The organism is Kitasatospora sp. NPDC015121, from assembly GCF_055562955.1.
Genome location: NZ_JBVHEH010000036.1, coordinates 47,200 through 63,147, shown reverse-complemented (window position 1 = coordinate 63,147; position 15,948 = coordinate 47,200). Strand labels below are relative to the sequence as shown.

18 protein-coding genes are annotated in these 15,948 nt (G+C 61.3%); 2 read left to right on the top strand and 16 right to left on the bottom strand.

Features of this window, described 5'->3' with window-relative positions; genetic code table 11:
- Window positions 1-1,014 precede the first annotated feature (1,014 nt).
- From ACZ3J7_RS35590 to ACZ3J7_RS35525, 14 genes are all read right to left on the bottom strand, one after another.
- Window positions 1,015-1,641: a hypothetical protein gene (locus ACZ3J7_RS35590; protein WP_003944273.1), complete on the bottom strand. Its 627-nt coding sequence runs from the start codon at window positions 1,639-1,641 to the stop codon at window positions 1,015-1,017.
- 11 nt (window positions 1,642-1,652) lie between these two features.
- Window positions 1,653-2,219: a hypothetical protein gene (locus ACZ3J7_RS35585; protein ID WP_003944285.1), complete on the bottom strand. Its 567-nt coding sequence runs from the start codon at window positions 2,217-2,219 to the stop codon at window positions 1,653-1,655.
- Window positions 2,216-5,386: a LysM peptidoglycan-binding domain-containing protein gene (locus ACZ3J7_RS35580; RefSeq protein ID WP_209922970.1), complete on the bottom strand. Its 3,171-nt coding sequence runs from the start codon at window positions 5,384-5,386 to the stop codon at window positions 2,216-2,218. Before ACZ3J7_RS35580 ends, ACZ3J7_RS35585 begins: the two co-directional genes overlap by 4 nt.
- Entirely contained in the window at window positions 5,383-5,838 is a 456-nt protein-coding gene (locus tag ACZ3J7_RS35575; protein WP_003944242.1) for a TadE/TadG family type IV pilus assembly protein, read from the bottom strand. Before ACZ3J7_RS35575 ends, ACZ3J7_RS35580 begins: the two co-directional genes overlap by 4 nt.
- Window positions 5,835-6,287, bottom strand: coding sequence for a pilus assembly protein TadG-related protein (locus ACZ3J7_RS35570; protein ID WP_003944245.1), 453 nt, complete (start codon window positions 6,285-6,287; stop codon window positions 5,835-5,837). The genes ACZ3J7_RS35575 and ACZ3J7_RS35570 overlap by 4 nt, the downstream gene beginning before the upstream one ends.
- Window positions 6,284-6,697 (bottom strand): hypothetical protein, encoded by a 414-nt coding sequence (locus ACZ3J7_RS35565; protein ID WP_003944251.1) that lies wholly within the window; start codon window positions 6,695-6,697, stop codon window positions 6,284-6,286. The genes ACZ3J7_RS35570 and ACZ3J7_RS35565 overlap by 4 nt, the downstream gene beginning before the upstream one ends.
- 38 nt (window positions 6,698-6,735) lie before the next feature.
- Complete coding sequence (locus ACZ3J7_RS35560; RefSeq protein ID WP_209922972.1) at window positions 6,736-7,050, bottom strand: hypothetical protein; 315 nt, start codon at window positions 7,048-7,050, stop codon at window positions 6,736-6,738.
- A gap of 37 nt (window positions 7,051-7,087) precedes the next feature.
- Window positions 7,088-7,384 carry a hypothetical protein gene (locus ACZ3J7_RS35555; RefSeq protein WP_003944231.1) on the bottom strand — a complete coding sequence of 99 codons (297 nt, stop codon included), beginning with the start codon at window positions 7,382-7,384 and terminating at the stop codon, window positions 7,088-7,090.
- A gap of 171 nt (window positions 7,385-7,555) precedes the next feature.
- On the bottom strand, window positions 7,556-7,810 hold the full coding sequence (locus tag ACZ3J7_RS35550; protein ID WP_003944212.1) for a hypothetical protein: 255 nt from the start codon (window positions 7,808-7,810) through the stop codon (window positions 7,556-7,558).
- A gap of 116 nt (window positions 7,811-7,926) precedes the next feature.
- Window positions 7,927-8,826 (bottom strand): type II secretion system F family protein, encoded by a 900-nt coding sequence (locus tag ACZ3J7_RS35545; RefSeq protein WP_003944267.1) that lies wholly within the window; start codon window positions 8,824-8,826, stop codon window positions 7,927-7,929.
- On the bottom strand, window positions 8,823-9,707 hold the full coding sequence (locus tag ACZ3J7_RS35540; protein WP_003944218.1) for a type II secretion system F family protein: 885 nt from the start codon (window positions 9,705-9,707) through the stop codon (window positions 8,823-8,825). The genes ACZ3J7_RS35545 and ACZ3J7_RS35540 overlap by 4 nt, the downstream gene beginning before the upstream one ends.
- Window positions 9,704-11,353 (bottom strand): ATPase, T2SS/T4P/T4SS family, encoded by a 1,650-nt coding sequence (locus ACZ3J7_RS35535; RefSeq protein ID WP_209922974.1) that lies wholly within the window; start codon window positions 11,351-11,353, stop codon window positions 9,704-9,706. The genes ACZ3J7_RS35540 and ACZ3J7_RS35535 overlap by 4 nt, the downstream gene beginning before the upstream one ends.
- Window positions 11,350-12,054 (bottom strand): hypothetical protein, encoded by a 705-nt coding sequence (locus ACZ3J7_RS35530; RefSeq protein ID WP_238704744.1) that lies wholly within the window; start codon window positions 12,052-12,054, stop codon window positions 11,350-11,352. Before ACZ3J7_RS35530 ends, ACZ3J7_RS35535 begins: the two co-directional genes overlap by 4 nt.
- 99 nt (window positions 12,055-12,153) lie before the next feature.
- Entirely contained in the window at window positions 12,154-12,858 is a 705-nt protein-coding gene (locus tag ACZ3J7_RS35525) for an SAF domain-containing protein (protein WP_003944215.1), read from the bottom strand.
- A gap of 236 nt (window positions 12,859-13,094) precedes the next feature.
- On the opposite strand from ACZ3J7_RS35525, the gene ACZ3J7_RS35520 reads away from it, so the two are divergent.
- A complete protein-coding gene (locus ACZ3J7_RS35520; RefSeq protein WP_003944235.1) occupies window positions 13,095-13,541 on the top strand; it encodes a helix-turn-helix transcriptional regulator in 447 nt (148 codons plus the stop codon).
- Window positions 13,542-13,807: 266 nt separating this feature from the next.
- Complete coding sequence (locus tag ACZ3J7_RS35515) at window positions 13,808-14,590, top strand: helix-turn-helix domain-containing protein (protein WP_003944262.1); 783 nt, start codon at window positions 13,808-13,810, stop codon at window positions 14,588-14,590.
- A gap of 12 nt (window positions 14,591-14,602) precedes the next feature.
- Here ACZ3J7_RS35515 and ACZ3J7_RS35510 read toward each other — a convergent pair whose 3' ends face one another.
- Window positions 14,603-15,406, bottom strand: a complete 804-nt coding sequence (locus tag ACZ3J7_RS35510; RefSeq protein ID WP_209922976.1) for an alpha/beta fold hydrolase — start codon at window positions 15,404-15,406, stop codon at window positions 14,603-14,605.
- A 188-nt stretch (window positions 15,407-15,594) separates the two neighbouring features.
- Window positions 15,595-15,942 carry a hypothetical protein gene (locus ACZ3J7_RS35505; protein ID WP_037131408.1) on the bottom strand — a complete coding sequence of 116 codons (348 nt, stop codon included), beginning with the start codon at window positions 15,940-15,942 and terminating at the stop codon, window positions 15,595-15,597.
- Window positions 15,943-15,948 lie beyond the last annotated feature (6 nt).

Genomic DNA, 15,948 nt, shown 5'->3' with positions numbered 1-15,948 from the left:
GGGGAAAAACAACTGGCCGCCACCGGGGAGAACCCGTGGCCACCAGCGGGGAGAACTACTGGCCGCCTACGGGGAGAACTTCGTGGCCATTGACATGCAACTCGCCAATTCGCTGCTGATAGGTAGATGTCAACGGTATTGGCATCACTCCACCTGTGCCACCACCTGGAAAGACCGCCGTCCATGTCACCACGAAATTGCTTGTCACGCTGAGATTGTGGACTCCGCCAGGCTCCGTCTCTGAGCTGCGCTCAATTCGATGTCCACAAGTCGGAGAGGGCATTCCACTTGGCGGGGTCATCGGACTCGCATCGACTGCGTCGGTGTAAGGAGTAAACGGCAAGAGCGCACCCGCACAAAAGGTGGGCGCGGAACGATCGCCCCAATTTACGAGCACTCCAGAATTTACTGCGTTCGCGGTGACTGTGACGACGCCGGCGGTTGCGACCCTGTTTACGGGCCCGATTTGAGCGGGTCTCGTCGATGCTCCGTTGGGGCAGAAATAGATCCACGCCTCGCGCCCTACGAGACCGGTTCGGCCGCCAGGAGAATTTGCAGGCTCGGGTGTCATGCACATCTCAGGCTTCTCCAACTGCATCGCGGTGACAGCCATCGACACGGTATTCATGATCTCCGCCATCGACGGTGGTGTCGGAGGAACATCAATCCCTGGTGCGGCTGGCGCAGCGTCACAGTTGTTTCGGAGATTGCTGCAGCTGCGACGTTCAAGTACAGCCGGTCCATTATTCGCTGCAGCGGCGGCACCACCGCCGCTCGTCCCTGCACCACCACCGCCACCACCGGCGTTGCCCGCGCCACCAGCATTACCGGCCCCGCCACCGCCGCCCGAGGGCGCGCTGATGTAACCACCACCGACAGTGACGTTCGCGCCACCAGGCGTTACGAACACATCGGAGCCGGCCCCTCCCACACCGGGCTGGGCGAATGAGGACTGACTACCGCCCGTAACCACCACTCCGCAAACGAGTGCCGCAGTGACGAATGCTCTCATTGCTAGCCGCATGATGACACCTTCTCAACTGTTTGACTTGTAACCCGCCAGCCATTCGCGTCTGGCCACTCAGGGTTTCGGACAGTGATCGCGGTGGACTCGAACTGCCCACGGTCGGGCTTCATTGCACTGGTTCCGTCCTGGTATTTGTTCTCCCAACCCGAGATATCCGTGCAAGCTTGCACATGTACCCACGCCGGCTCGGTCCTAGGCTTTCCGTTCTCGTCAACAGGAACCTCGAGATCCGAAACCGAGGAATTGACAACAGTTATCGCTCCAGTACTGGTGATTCCTTGCGAACGCCGGAGAGTGATGTTTCCGACCTGTCCCGACAGGACCGGATCTGCAGCAACAGTGCTGATCGCATCTGTCGATGCGGCGGGATCTGCTTCTACACTCCCCAACAGCGCGTAGTAGTCGTTCACCTTGGCGAGCGCCTGGGCACGTGCTTGTTCATCTGGTGTCTTGGCTGTGGCTGTGCCGTCTGGGCCACCGAATGCGGGGTCTGCGGTGGAGGTGAGGGTGACGTTGGGGTCGTCGGTTTTGTCGGAACAGGCTGCGACGGCGGCTAGTAGGGCTGCGGCGGCGAGGGCTGCTGCTGTGGTTCGTCGGATTGTGTTGTGGGTCATGTTGTTGTCTCCTAGAAGCTTCCGGCGCTGCAGGGGGTTCCGGGTTGTGTGTAGTCGGCTGTGACTCTCCATCCTGCTGGGTCGGGCCACGCGGTGTTGGTCAGGATCGGTTTTCCGAGTTCGAGTTTGTCGACAGGTTTGCTGATGCAGACGTCCATTTGGAGGGTGGCTGTTCCTGCGGTTGGGGCGCCGTTTTCGTCGATGGGGATGTCGTGTTTGGTGATCACGTTTTTGAGTACTTTGAGATCGTTTGGTGGCGTGGGGTTTCCGTTGCGGCTGGTTGTGATCTCTTTTTTGGTTCTGTCGAGGAAGCGTCCGGCTGCGACGGTATCGAGTTCGGAGAGTGGGGCGGTGGGGTCGGAGTTCAATCGTGCGAGCACGGTGTAGTACTCGCCGATCTTCGCGAGGGCGCCTTCTCCTGCTTGTTGTTCGGGTGATTTTCCCGATCCTGGGGGGCCGGTGAAGGTGGGGCCGTTGTTGGTGTCGAGGGTGCCGGGCTCGGGGCTGAGGATGCTGCAGCTTGCGGTCAGGCATGCCGCCGCGGCGAGGGTGAAGACGGCTGCGAGGCGGCGGTTCATGATGCGGCTCCGATTCGATAGTCGGTGGTGGTGTCGAGCTGTCTGAGGAGTTCGTTGGTTTCGGGGTGTGCGTCGACTTGCAGTTCGTCGAGTTCGCTTTTGAGGGTGTCGATGAGGGTTTGGGTGGTTTCGACGTCTCCGGAGAAGTGGGTGGCGATGATGGCCGCTCGCCAGCAGCCTTCGTGGGCACTGTCGACTGTGAGGCCGGTCTGGGCTGCTTTTCCTGCTGCGTCGAGGTCCTGGGTGACTTGTTCGCCGCGGATGTAGCGGCCGGCGAGTTCTTCTGCGACGTCGGTGATTGCGGAGATCATTTCTTGCTTTGTGTGATCTGCCCATCGGTATGCGGTGGGGTCGTCGCTGGTGAAGGGTTGACCGGTTACCAGTGTGAGTGCGGCTTGGAGGCGTTCGGTTGTCGTCGTGGCTGGGTGTGCGTCGACGAGGTGGTTCCAGTAGTCCCAGTCTGTGGTTACTGAGGGGTGCAGGCGGAGTGGTGTTCGGCCGGTTTTGTCTCCGGATTTGATGAGCGCTGCGTCTCCGGTGTCGGTGTCTCCCATCCAGCTGCGTAGTCGTGTGACTGCTTGGTTGCGGCGGCTGCGGAGCCGTACCTTTGCTGTTTTCGCTTCTGCTTCAGTGCTGGCCGTGTTGACGAGTTCGACGTCGTGGGGCCACATTTTTGCGGTGAGTTCAGTTGCGGGTACGCCGTCGTCGCTGAATGCGAGTAGGGCGGCGATTTCGGTGAGGCTTCGTGAGTTTTCGCGGTCCGTTGAGCCTGGGGTGAGTGGGGTGAGGGTGGGTTCTCCGAGGACGCGGATCCAGATGTGTGGGGTTGTGGGGACGTCAGGCTCGGACGCGGTGGTCTCGGTTTCGGTGTCACCGACTGTCTCGGAGTTGTTTTCCTCGAATACGTTGTCGTCGTTGCGAACTACCGTGAACGCCGCAGGGTCGGCGCTGGTGATGAGGTTTTCGGTCGTGATGTCGAAGTCGAGACGTGCCCCCTCCCAACCGAAGTCCCCGAAGTCTGCAGCCTGGGGTTCGGCAGCTGGGGAAGGATCATGTGTGGTGGTGGCGTACAGACTGACGATGCTGTCGTAGCTGGTTTCGTCGAGTGTTGTGACAGTGAGCTGTGCTGATGCGATACCTGGGCGGACCAGTGTTGCGGTGCCGTCGTCGGCGACGTCGAGTGTCCAGTCGGAGCGAGTGTTCGAGTTCTGTGTCGTGACTGCGGCGAACGCGATCCGCGGTGCGTTCTGGGCGATTGCGGCGAGGATTTCTGTTTGTTCAGCTGTCAGCGGGTCGGAGATGAGGACGATTTCCGGAGCGGTCAGCTCGCTGGTTTCGTACACGCTCCGTGCGTGTGCGATGGATTCGATGTCGTTCTCGTCGAGGATGTCGGCGTCGCGTTCGAGGTGGCGGGCCAAGCGCGTCAACACCTCGTCGGTGTTGTCTGAGTGCGTGATTCGGCCGGTGTTCACTGCGTCTGCGAGGTCGCTGCAGTATCCGACGACGTTGAGGTGGAGGGAATCGGCTAGGGGGGATACGGCGAGCTCGACGGCCATCGCGCGCAGCACGTTTGCGGTGGCGGTGGGTGTGCCGGTGATGGAGAGGTGCCCGATTTCCTCCAGATTGAGCATGAGTTCTCGTCCGTCGTCGCTGGTTCCCATTGCGGTTAGGGCTGGGTATGGGCTGACGTCGATGTCCGGGGTGGAGCGAGGGAACGTCCGTGGGTCGACCATCCACGTGTCGTCGTCTGATTGCATCCAGGGTTGGGGCAGGGAGATTTCCTCGAGTAGTCCGAGTTCGATGGTGTCGTCGCCGATGAAGACTGCGAGCAGTCTGGGGATGGGGGTTTCGTTTGTTCGGCAGTGCTGTGCGAGGTTCCGCAGTGCGGTGTCGACGTGAGCGGTGGTCAGTGGATCGACGGCGGCGGTCAGTGCTTGTTCGGCGAGGATTGCTTCTTTGGCGGGTAGGGCGATGCGTTCGCCGCGGCGGCGGCGGTGCTGTTGTTGTCGGCGGCGTAGTGCGAGGTGGCCGGTTAGGCCGGCGGCGGCGAGCGCGGAGATGCCGAGGGCGATGTAGACGATGTCGGATGAGTTGGTGGAGTCGTCTTCTGTGTCGGCGGTGATCGCGGGTGCAGGTGCATCAGGAGTCAGATTTGCGGGCATCTGAGGTTCGGCGGGGTCGAGTTGCCAGGTCGGTGTTGCGGCAACTTCTGGGAGGGGCTGCGGTGCAGGGTCGGGTGCCTGCGTCTGGGGGGTTTGTTCGGGTGCCACCGCCGGCGCAGGTACGGCCGCCGGCTGGGGTGCTGCCTCCGCTGCCGGCGCAGGTGTTTGGGCGGACGCGGACGGAATGATCAATTGCTGTCCGACTGTGATCAGGTCTCCGGCTGGCGCCCCGTCCGCAGTGGTGATCTCAGAGAAGCGCACAGGGTCGCCGAGCTCTCGGTCGGCGATGTCCCAGAGTGTGTCTCCAGCTTGGACGGTGTAGGCGCCTTGTACGACGTCCTGGGCTGTCGCGGGGAGTTGCAGCGTCATTCCCTCTGCGAGGAATCCTGCTTCGGGCACAACGTCTTTGTTCAGTTCGAGCAGTTCGGTGAACAACCTTCCGTCGCCGAGGTGAGTGTGGGCGAGTCCCCACAGGGTGTCTCCGCGGACGGTGGTCACGGTCGGGCCGGCGGGTTGGACTGCGGGCCGTGCAGCGCGGGGGTCCATCTGAGTGTGGGCGGGGCCGCTTGGGTCTTGTTGTGCGGAGATCGGTGCGTAGGGCGCGGGTGATGCGCTGTCCGCTGGTTGCGAGAGTGCGGGTGTTGCGGTTGCGGTGCCGGCTGTCAGCAGGAGAAGTGCACCACTGACGAGGAATGTCGCCGTTTTCTGTTGCGACCCGAGTAGCCGGATCTTCGGTGCCTTGACGCCCCGGAGTGTGGCTGCGAGTTCGACGAGGATCGGGAGGGTGAATGTCGCCCAGGCGGCCCAGCCGACGAGGGGCAGGAGTGCGACGAGGAGGCTGCCGTCGTCGGGGCTGGAGAGCAGACTTTCGAAATCCGAGAAGGGGATGTCGAGAGGATTTCCGCGCAATGCCCATAGTGCTGCGGGGATCCCTGCCACGAGCAGAAGCAGGATGAGGAGGTACCCGAGTCCTGCGAGGCGGGATCGGACTGTGCGAGTACTCATGGCCGGTACACCTCCCCTGCGTTGGTGCGGTTGAGGTTCACGGTTGCGCTGCCCGTGATCACTTTCGAACCAAGGGGTAAAAGCTTGTTGTCGTAGATGATGCGGGTGGTGATCAGCAATGTTCGAGGCCCGGTGGGGATGACCTCGCCCTCTACACCGGCGTCGGCGAGGTAGCGTTTCGCGGCCGCCACTGCGCGTACGGGGTCGACAACCGTATCGATGCCTCGCGCGCTGAGTGTTCCGACGATCTGCTGTCCGGACGCGCGGGCGGCGTCTTCGGCGACGTTGTCGGCGCGTTGAGCTGCGGTGTGCATTCCGCCGCCGTCGACGATGAGTCCCCACACGAAGAATATGAGGATGGGGGCGAGTATCACGGTCATCAGGGTCACGGAACCCTTGTCGCGTTCTTCGGGGAGCCTGGAGGTGAGTCGCTTACGCAGGGCGGTGATCATCTGGTGCGCTCCCGGAATGTGTCGATGGGTGAGATTGCCGTGACCTCGATGGTTCGTCCTCCGCTGACGCCGGGCCATCCGAGGGCGTCGTAGGAGACTTCACAACTGACGGTGACTTCGACGGTGGCGGATACTCCTGGGCGAGTGCGGAATCCGGAGGTGTCCGCGCTGACGTTCATCGTCGTGCATTTGAGTCCTTGACCATCCATCGAGTCCAGGGCCGCTTGGTATGCGAGGGGGTTGGCTTGAGCGGCGGTACGTGAGAGTGATGCTGCTCGGGCGGCTTCTCCCGCGGCGTGCTCGACCTTCTGATGTGCCTGGCGGTTGATGCCGTACGCGTACATCCAACCGAGTAGGACGAGGAGGACGACGATCGCGAGGCACAACTCGATGGTTGCATCTCCTCGATCGTTTGAGCGGGCGCGATTGATCCACTGGTTCAGCTTCATCCGACACCTCCGGGATTGGTCACGCGCTCAGTGGGTTTGGTGTGGTCGACGGTGATAGCGAATTCCAGCCCCGGTACGAGGGTCGGGGACTTTCCGGTGATCGTGACGGTGCTTTCGCGGAGTGTCTTGTTCACCGACACGACCGGTGCTTGAAGGTCACCAGATCCGGATTTCGCGATGCACGCGTTCGCTGCAGCGAGCCCGAGCGCCTGGTTCCCTTGCTGGGAACGTGTGGCTTGCAATGCTTTTTCGGCGCAGGTGTTGGCGACGTCCCGTGCGTGGAAGAACAGGGCGGTTTGCAGCATTACGGAGAACATCATCAGGAAAGCGACCATCGCGATGACGGTGACGAGCGTGGTGGGCCCTCGGTCGTCGTGGCGCCACCGGTCGATCAGCTGTTCCAGTGTCATGACTGTCCGTTTCTCTGCGGTCCGGTTGGTGGGTCGGGTTAGGTGGCGAGATCTCTTTGGGCTGCGATTCTGCGTTTGGTTTCCACACGGTTGCGGACGAACACGGCAGAACATGTCACTGCGGCTACAAAGGCTATGGAGAGGGGGAATGCTGCGGCAAAGGTGCCGAAACGTGCTGCACGGGAGGTGTTTTCGTCGGTAATCAGGTCGGTTGCCAGGAACGGCAGGACGATTATCATGATTGCCGCAGCCATGGGGGCGTAAATGAACGCCATGGAGTGGTCATCGATGATGGTTTCTATCGCCAGCAAGAGAGCCATCGTGACGAGCAGTACGCCGACTGTGATGATCATCGTCGTTTCCTTCACTTTTCTGTGGGTTGGCGCGCGGTTATCTGCGCCGCTTGATGTCAAACCAAATCGCTTCGCCGACGAAGCGGAAACCGTGAAGAGCCACTACTCCGAGTGCGGCGAGACCAAGCACGGTCAGAGATGTTTGCCACCGGCCGAACAACACAGCGGTCAGAAGCAGCACGTACTGCCCCCATAGGCACCAGAGGAACATGTTCTCCATCCGCAGGACCCAGTCTTTGAAGATGAGCCGAACACCGAGTATCAGGAGGCATGCAACTGCTATACCGACAAAAATCGCTTTCGTGGTTGACAACTCAAATGACAACGCGAACATTGATGACTCCTTCCCGCAGATTGGTTGCGCGAGGGGCAGAAGAAGGGGTTTCCGACCCTCAGGGTTGCCATCGATGAGCCGAGCGCTGGAACGCTACGTTGCACTCCAGCGCCCGGCGCGATCGATAGAGCCATGTGTTTTGCTCCTCCACCCGAACTGCGTTGTGCAGTGTCAGTCGGGGATGGAGTCGGCGCGGGACTGGATCTTCTGGACGACTACGGCGCCGGCAGCGATGGCCGCGACGGCGACGATTCCGGCCATGATGACGTATTCGAGGGTGGACGGGCCGCGGTCCGAGCCCTTACCGCCTGCACGCTGCAGGAGGCTTCCTGCGAGTGCGGCGACGAACATCATCGTGAGTGTGAGGTAGGAGGTGATGGCGGCGCGGGTTGCGCGGCGGGTGGTGGTGATGGCTTTGGTGGTCATGGTGTGCTCCTTGTTGGTGTGCTGGATGTGTAGCAGTTGTCCTGGACTGGATGAGTCCGGTCGATGAGTCCTTCTTCGTTTTGCCTGTTCAGAGGGATTTCCTTTCGTGGGTTTGGTTAGCCGCTGATGACGGAAACCGCCGGGATCAGGAGTAGTGCCATGAACAGGCCGGCGAGGCCGGCAAGGGGCATGGCGAGCTTCTCCGTCGCCTCGACGGCGGCGGACTGTTCAGCGGAGGTTTGTGCGGAGCGCAGGCTGGCGGCTTTGGCTCGCAGTGAGGTGTAGACGCTGGCGCCTTTGTCACCGGTCATCGTCATGATGTCTGCGAGGTCGCCGAGTTCTGCGAGTCCGAGCTGCTGCGAGACGCGTGTGAGAGCACTCCAGGGCGCTTCGCCGGAGCGGCCCGCTTCGTAGAGTTCCTCGTCGAGTCGGAGGAACACCCAGCTGTCGCCGACTTGGGCGGCGATCTCGAGGGATTGCGTGGATCCGACTCCGCCTCGTCGGCATAGCGCGACGAGGTCGATGTAGGAGCTGAGAGCCTGTGCGAATTCGGCGCGAGCGGCAGCTGCGCGTCGACGGATGTCGATGTCGGGAATCATGAAGAGGAAGACGGCGGTCGCGAGTGAGAGGATCGCCGGCATCGACCATGCCAATCCCAGTCCGAACGCTGTCAGGACCAGGTTGAGTATCGGGAAGATCAGCAGGCCGAAGAACGCTGCGACAAGTTTTTCGCCAAGTACGTGCGCCGGATCTTTGTGCAGCAGTGAGAGGTCCGCTGTGGGGAGGGTGAGGAATCGGCTGTCTTGTAGGTAGGGGTGTACGCGCAGGCCGAGCCTGTTGGCGAGCCCGTCGACGAGTGATGTCCCTGCGGTGTTTGCCTTTTCCGGCGCGGGTCCGGACATTCTGGACATCACGTCGGTGAGGGCGGGTTGGGCTCGCAGGAAGTACAGGGCCACGAGGTAGATGCCGATTGTGCCGACGCTGGTGTAGACGATGATCGTCATGGTGATGCTCATCGCTGCGCTCCTACGAGGTCAGTGCGTTCGACGCGGTCGTTGGTTCCGATGAACCGCGGGTAGACCGGCGGCTTGGTGGCTTGTTTCATCCAGTACAGGTCCGCCGCGAAGAGCGTCAGCAGGATCAGTAGGACGATCTGCATTCCGCCTGAACGGTAGGGCTCCATGAAGTTTGTGAAGGCGAACGCTGCGGCGAGGACGGCGATGGTGATGATGGTGACCCATTTGGCTTGTGTTCGAGTCGATTTGCGGTCCGCTTCGATGCGGCGGCGGCGGGCGACGGTGTCGCCTACGTCTTCGGCGAGGCCTTCGAGGACGTTGGCCAGGCCGACACCACGCAGTTGCATGGCGAGAAGGAGGGCGCCGCAGATCTTGTCACCGACGCTGTCGTTGAGGTCGGATGCGAATCGTGTGACCGCTTCGGCGGGTGGGACATTGTTGCGGAGCCTGTTGATGAAGGCGGTGATCTCGTCTTTCAGCGTTTCTGGGATGGGGGTCGAGATGATGGTGTGTTCGATTCCGGAGCCGGCTCGCATGCTGCTCGACAAGTTGCGTGTCCATTCGTCCATCGAGGACAAGCGACTGATCTGGTGTTCGGCTTCCGGTCGACTCAGGAGGTAGGGCAGACCCACGAGAAGGGCGGGGACGAGGAAGAGCGTGAAGAGCCATCCGCTCAGGTAGTAGACGGTGGCGCCTGCGCCTATTCCGACGGCCAGGAGAAGTTGGGTGGTGCCCGATAGTTTTGCTCGTTCGCCCTTTCGGCGGCGCTGGCGAGTGGGGGCTGTGGGGTCGCGGCGGTCCCTCCACCCCACGACGAGGCAGCCGACTCCTGCGCAGAGCAGCAGGACGAGGAAGACGCCGATTTGTTGGTACATGATCATGCAGCTCCTTCGTCGTCGAACAGATCGCGTTCTTCGTCGAAACTCCGAAGAGTGCCGGGAGGGAGGTCCACTTTCTTGAATCCGCCGGCGAGGAGCTTGCGTAGCATCGGCTGCGGGATGCTGCCGAATACGCCTGTGCCGTCGGAGTATCCGCGGTAGATGTTGGAAAAGCTGGGTAGCTTGTCGGTGTCGCCAGGTTCGACGTAGACGACTTCGGAGACGTATCGGACTGCGGTTGTGGTGCCTTCGCGGCTGACCCTGACCTTCGTCGCCAGCTGAACGATCACGTCGACGTGTTCGGCGAGTTGCCGCTCGATGTATTCCGCTGACGCGTTCATCGGCGGCTCTTGGGCGAGGTTGGCGAGTCGGTCGATGACACCGCGTGCGGTGTAAGCGTGGGTGGTGAAAATTCCGCCATTGGCCGTTTGGAGGGCCTTGACCAGAGCGAGGATCTCGAGGCCTGCGATTTCACCGACTACGAGGAAGTCGAGTCCCTGGCGGACGAACTCGTAGAGAATTGCGCTCAGACTGAAGCCGCCGGCGAGTTGTCCGTCTGCGCCGCGTTCACCGCCGCCCATGATCATTTCTGCATCGACGATGAAGTCTCGACGGCCTGGGAGTTCGTCGAGGAAGAGTTCTCGTTCGGTTTCGGCGACTCCGATTCGTGTCTGGATGGGGAGTGCGTTGGCCAGGGCGCGGGCGAATGTCGTTTTGCCGTAGCCCATTCCGCCGCCGACTCCGGTCGATGCTCTTCCTCGGATGGCGCACCCGAGCATGTGTGCAAGTTCTGGGGGCATCATGAGGTGGTCGAGTGAGAGTTGTTCGAGGGTGATGTTGGTCAGGCGGTGGATGCGGATTGCGACAGAGGGCCGGATGGTGGTGTATCCGAGGACCGAAAGTCGGTGGTTGCCTTGCATGTTGAGCCGGAGGGAGGGATTGATCCTGGAGAAGGGCCTGCCGCCGTTGTCGGCTCTGGATGCGAGCAGACTCATCCATTCGAGGAGTTCGTCGCTGCTGTCGACGACGGAGTCTCTGGATTCGTAGTGTCCGTCGGGGTATTTGACGTACACGGCGTCGCCGTTGAGGTAGATATCTGTTATGTCGGGTTCTTCGACGAGGTCTTGCAGGGGTCCGAGGCGGAACTGTGCGTCGAAGATCGCCTTGATGAGGGCGTGTTCCTGGTTGAGATCGAAGGTTTCGCCTCCGGACCGGATCGTTTGTTGGACGTGGTTTTTCACCAGCCGGGTGATTGTTTCTCGCCCGTATTCGCGTTCTTCGTCTGCGGTGAAGGGAGCGACGATTTTCGTGTTCTTCGGATCGTTGAGCTCTCGGTCACGCTTGGTGCGGTGTTCGCGCAGCAGCTCGGCCGCTTCTCGCTGCAGGGTGCGGACGAGTTTTCGGTCGACTGGGATCTTCGGGGCCGCACTCCGCTGCGACTGTACGACCTCACCAGGGGCATTGTGCCGCGGCGCTGGCGGTAGGTCGTGAAGGTTGTTGGTGCGGAAGAAATCAGCGGTCTCTGCCGGCACCGGCACCACTGGTTCGGGGGCAGTCTGGGGCTGATCGGCGATTGGAAGCGTCGAGGAGAAGAACGGGAGATCGGTGATGTTCTTGTGCGTAGTCTGCGCTGTCTCGTCTGTCGTCATCGTCGGTCTCCTGTCATGGCGAGGCTGGACTTCCAGTCGGCCTGGTGGGTGGCCGCGAATTTTTCGATCTTCGGCCAGGTCGTTCGGTGCAGTGCACGCAGATACAGCGACCGACGGCGGCGCCACTTGGTCAACACCTCACCGTCGGAGAAAACCCGCGCGTCCTTCGAATCCGGGATGACCGCGATGACATCGAGTCCCGCGACCTTGGCTACTTCGTCTGCGTTGTACGGGGATTCGCCGATGAGGATCAGTCCGAGGCTTGCCGTGGACTGTGTAGCGGACAGTTGTTGACGCAATCCGTTGATCGACGCTCGCAGTGCTGCCAGTGCCGGACGAGTAGTGCGGGTGACGATGGCAATAGTCGTGGCATTGACGATCATTTCCACCGGTGAGCCGTGTTGTCCGATCCGGCCGGCGTCCACGATGACGTTGGCATCGTCGACCCCGAGTCCTGCGAGGTGGATTCCGAGTGGGCTCCAGACGGCGCGCATTGCGTCGACTTGAGCGGAATGTAGAAGGCCGGGGAGAACCGAGACCGTGGTGTCGGGGAAGGTGATCACCTCGGCGGCCAGCGCTGATTTGAGGCGTCCGTGACGGTTGGCGTCGACGAGGTTGATCAACGATTTGTCGTGGTAGCGGCCTCCGAGCAGGTATCCGGCGAGCACCGGCGAGGAGCCGATGGGGTCAGCTTCAACCAAGAGCGTGTTGCTACTCGGTGAATTCAAGGCCAGAGCTAATGCTGTCGTGGAGACCCCTGGCGCCCCGGATGCAGAGATGAGTGCGAGATACATCGATAGTCACCGCACTCGGTTGTCGAGGACGATGGACACGCGCTTCGTCGCGGCACGCGCCGCGACCCAATTCGCTTCAGCTTCCGGGACCAGCAGATTGAGAGTGGTTTCGCCCGCTTCCGCGATAACGGTCATCGAGTAGACCTGCGCCTTCGTGTTGACGGGTCCTGTGACGGGCGGATCGTCGCCCTCGCGGGGTGTGTCTACGACGCGGATCATGTCTCCGGGGACAATCGCTTCCGACGGTAGGTGTGGGTATCCCACGGTGATGCCGACCATCGTCAGGCCTTCCCCGGGTACTACCTGGTCGGTGACAGCTGCAGGCATCAATACGGATCCGGCCGGCAGACGCGTGCCGGCGCTCATGCCGATGACACGGCCGCGTTCACCTGCTGAGAGCGCACCCAGGTCCGCGTCGACGTTGACGGTCTTCACCGTGAGGTCCTTCGACTCGATGACTTGACCCTGTTGGACGTCGCGGGCGAGCACGAGGACATCCGTGGTGGCGCGCATAGCACTCACAGCGGCGAGCATCCCGATCACAGCGACGACGACAAGGGCAATGCCCACGGCCAAGTAGATCGGGCGTCGACGAACACGCGCACGGGTAGTCAGATCAGGTGGGCCATCCGGGTCTGCGCCGTTATGTGCTGGTGGTTTGTCACCGGACGAGCGGATGGAATCGATCTTTTTGGTCAGTAGGGATGCCATGTGTGGTGGTCCTTCACAGTGGACGAGTGGACGAGGTGGGCAGGTCGTACGGGGACAGTAGGACGGGACCTGGACTGGCTGGCGTCAACTGCGCTGCGGAACGGTTTGCTGCGGCTTTTCGGTGGCCGTAGGTTCGCCACAATTATTGTCAATCTTGGTGACAAATCTAAAAGCCAATCTGGGTGGCATATTAGAAGGGTTGCGGCATGGTGTCTAGCGATGGACGGACCAACCCGATGAGCCGCAACGTCCTGCGCGGCTTCGATAAAAAAGCATTCGCAGTTGCTCGCAAGGCAGCTGGCATGTCTCGTGGCGATCTCGCCCGCCTGGCTGACACGACGGCCGCGACCATCCACAATTGGGAGATCGGAGCCACGTCTCCTCAGATCGATTTCCTGGCCAGGGCTGCGAAAGTGTTGAACATCGAGATCGGCGATGTCGTCGTCACGGATCCTGAGCAGCGTTATCTGAGCGACTATCGGTGCTTGGTCGGACTTACCCAACCCCAGCTCGGCAAAGTGTGCGGGCTGACGACCACGACGATCACGCGCATCGAACGCGGTGAGATCGCCCTCACCGACAAAATCGCGGCCGCATTGACCGCAGCGTTGGGGATTTCTGAGGCGCAGGTGAAACGCGCGTATCTGAAGGCCAAGCATCGCCCGCCTGGAACGCCTGCCTGAGTCTCGCCGTACACGTGGCATGGCTATCCCCCTCTGGAGCAAACTCCGAGGTTCTCCCCGCCCCGGTGCCAGCTCGTTCTCCCTGCTGTTTCACTCTCCTGCCTGCCACGCAGCTGAGAGTCTTCTGTGAAACAGGACAGCAGGTTTGTGTGGCCGATACGAGGGTTGCCGGTACCACTAAAGAGTGTTACCTGCGAGTATTGACTTTTCGCCGCACGTTACTGATGAGTATTTGTCCCGTTACAGATGCCCGCGAAAGGTCATGCATGGACAACGTCCGCCCGCCCAACCTGGGCGATTACCTTCGCGCGTTGCGCACCAGATCCACGCCGCAGCAGCCGGGCGGTCTGACCAGGACTGAATTTGCCGCGAAACTGTACTGGAGCGTGAGCCATATCACGCAGGTCGAACGTAACGAATCTGCGCATCCTTCGGTCAAATTCCTCGAAGACGTTTCCCGAGTACTCAGCCTCGATCCGGCCCAGCGCCGACACCTGTACAACCTTGCTCGCCGCACTCAAACCGAACGGGAAACATCGACCACCCCGTGGACGATCGACCAGTACCGATCACTCGTCACACCCGAGATGCGCACGGTGATCACAGCGCTCAATCCACATTTGGTGGCCTACCTGGACGAGCGATGGAATGTCATCGAATGCAACGCTGCCTACGATCGCGCCTTTCCAGGACTTCTCGACGACGGCAATGTTTTGCGCTGGCTCTTCTCCACACCACAGTCCAAGCACGTCATGGCGGAGTGGGAAGCCGAGACAGCCTTGACGGTGAACTGGTTCCGCGCGTTGATGGGACGCTATTACAACCCTGAATGGGCAATCGAAACCCTGCAAGAACTGAGCCAGTTCCCCGCCTTTCGGCGCCTGTGGGACAAAGAGGACGTCCGATTCGGCCGGCATCAGCCATTCATGCACCTGCGCGATGCCGACACCGGCGAGGAATACCGCGTTCACGTCCAAGTACACACGGAAATGCGCGGCGACTACCCCGTCCAGATGTACTTAGGGGTACGAATCCCAGGAACGCAATAGCTGCTCGAACCTCTACAGCCAGCCGGTTTCGACCATCGTCACGAAAGCTGCGATGGTCTCGTTCACGGGCTGCGGGTGAGTCCAATTGGCCGCGTGACCTGCGCCGGGAATGGTGAGGACTGGAACTGCGAGCGGCAAATGGTCGTACAACTGTTTCGCTTTGGCCGCAGGCGCGGACATGTCGTGTTCACCGCGGACAATCAAGGCCGGCACCGCGATGGCACTCAGCCGGTCGACGACATCGTCGCGTTCGATCAAGCACTCCGCGGCCGGCCGAATCGCTCGACGATCGCTCGACGTCCACTTCTCGATCCACGGCGCCCACGACTCTCGTGAGTCTCCACCGATCAATTGCGGCGCCAGAGCTTCGACAAGCGGTTCGATCGGCGCATCGCTGCACCACTGATCGAACATGGCCCTGTATCCAGCCTTTTCGTCATCGGTGCAGGCAGATGCTTCGGTATCGAGCAGCAGCAGCGCTTGGACTCTCTCCGGAGCAAGCAAAGCAGTCCGCAGCGCGGTGTAGCCGCCCTGCGACATTCCGCCGACGATTGCTGTCTCGACTCCGAGGTCGTCGAGGACCGCGAGGGAGTCGCGAGCCAAATCCCAGTACGTGAATGCGGCACCGGGATCGGTTGTACGGCCGTGCCTGCGAGAGTCCCAGGCCACCACCCTGACCTTGCCTGCGAGGGCATCGATCTGCGGGGCGAACATCGACGAATCCATGAAGAATCCATGACCGAGCAGCAGAACGGGACCCGCTCCCCCACTGTCGGTGTAATAAATATCGGCGTCGGGCGTTCTCACGTTCGGCACGAACCTGATACTAGGGGTGACGCATTCCTTCGCCACCAGTGGCCGAGGGCGAGGACGCTGAGCGAACTGAAAGGGACACGCCCGCCTCATGCGACCGGCCCGGTGCGGCGTCCCGATGGGGAACCCGACCAGCGAGAGACGGGCTGTACCTTGAATGACCTCGTGCACCACGGGTGCGGGGCGGCTGTTTAGAAGAGATAGGGAAGCAGGAACGACGCCACGATCAGGAAGGCTCCGAGGACGACGAGAGCCGTGAGATTGCGTCTCATGCCCGCAGCCTTATCTTCGTAATACCACTTCTGGGCTAAAGCGTCGCGGCGCTCGTATTCCTCGAGTAAGTAGGAATCGCGATCGCTTGAAGGGCCTCCGCCGCTGAGAATGCGCACCAAATCGTAGCGATCGGGGCCGACGAAGCCGAGATCTTGGACTTCCCTGTCGTGGAACGATGCTGACGAGTCCGAATGTGCCATTTCAATACCTGACGCTTCCTGGTGTTCCGCAAGGCGGATTGTGACCGCGGATTCGATCCTGCTCATGTGCGA

Coding starts and splice junctions, on each gene's coding strand:
- ACZ3J7_RS35585 (WP_003944285.1), bottom strand. CDS start 2,219: ATGAACCGCCGCCTCGCAGCCGTCTTCACCCTCGCCGCGGCGGCATGC.
- ACZ3J7_RS35520 (WP_003944235.1), top strand. CDS start 13,095: ATGAGCCGCAACGTCCTGCGCGGCTTCGATAAAAAAGCATTCGCAGTT.
- ACZ3J7_RS35575 (WP_003944242.1), bottom strand. CDS start 5,838: ATGATCACCGCCCTGCGTAAGCGACTCACCTCCAGGCTCCCCGAAGAA.
- ACZ3J7_RS35525 (WP_003944215.1), bottom strand. CDS start 12,858: ATGGCATCCCTACTGACCAAAAAGATCGATTCCATCCGCTCGTCCGGT.
- ACZ3J7_RS35540 (WP_003944218.1), bottom strand. CDS start 9,707: ATGATCATGTACCAACAAATCGGCGTCTTCCTCGTCCTGCTGCTCTGC.
- ACZ3J7_RS35570 (WP_003944245.1), bottom strand. CDS start 6,287: ATGAAGCTGAACCAGTGGATCAATCGCGCCCGCTCAAACGATCGAGGA.
- ACZ3J7_RS35565 (WP_003944251.1), bottom strand. CDS start 6,697: ATGACACTGGAACAGCTGATCGACCGGTGGCGCCACGACGACCGAGGG.
- ACZ3J7_RS35535 (WP_209922974.1), bottom strand. CDS start 11,353: ATGACGACAGACGAGACAGCGCAGACTACGCACAAGAACATCACCGAT.
- ACZ3J7_RS35550 (WP_003944212.1), bottom strand. CDS start 7,810: ATGACCACCAAAGCCATCACCACCACCCGCCGCGCAACCCGCGCCGCC.
- ACZ3J7_RS35560 (WP_209922972.1), bottom strand. CDS start 7,050: ATGATCATCACAGTCGGCGTACTGCTCGTCACGATGGCTCTCTTGCTG.
- ACZ3J7_RS35505 (WP_037131408.1), bottom strand. CDS start 15,942: ATGAGCAGGATCGAATCCGCGGTCACAATCCGCCTTGCGGAACACCAG.
- ACZ3J7_RS35555 (WP_003944231.1), bottom strand. CDS start 7,384: ATGTTCGCGTTGTCATTTGAGTTGTCAACCACGAAAGCGATTTTTGTC.
- ACZ3J7_RS35515 (WP_003944262.1), top strand. CDS start 13,808: ATGGACAACGTCCGCCCGCCCAACCTGGGCGATTACCTTCGCGCGTTG.
- ACZ3J7_RS35580 (WP_209922970.1), bottom strand. CDS start 5,386: ATGAGTACTCGCACAGTCCGATCCCGCCTCGCAGGACTCGGGTACCTC.
- ACZ3J7_RS35590 (WP_003944273.1), bottom strand. CDS start 1,641: ATGACCCACAACACAATCCGACGAACCACAGCAGCAGCCCTCGCCGCC.
- ACZ3J7_RS35545 (WP_003944267.1), bottom strand. CDS start 8,826: ATGAGCATCACCATGACGATCATCGTCTACACCAGCGTCGGCACAATC.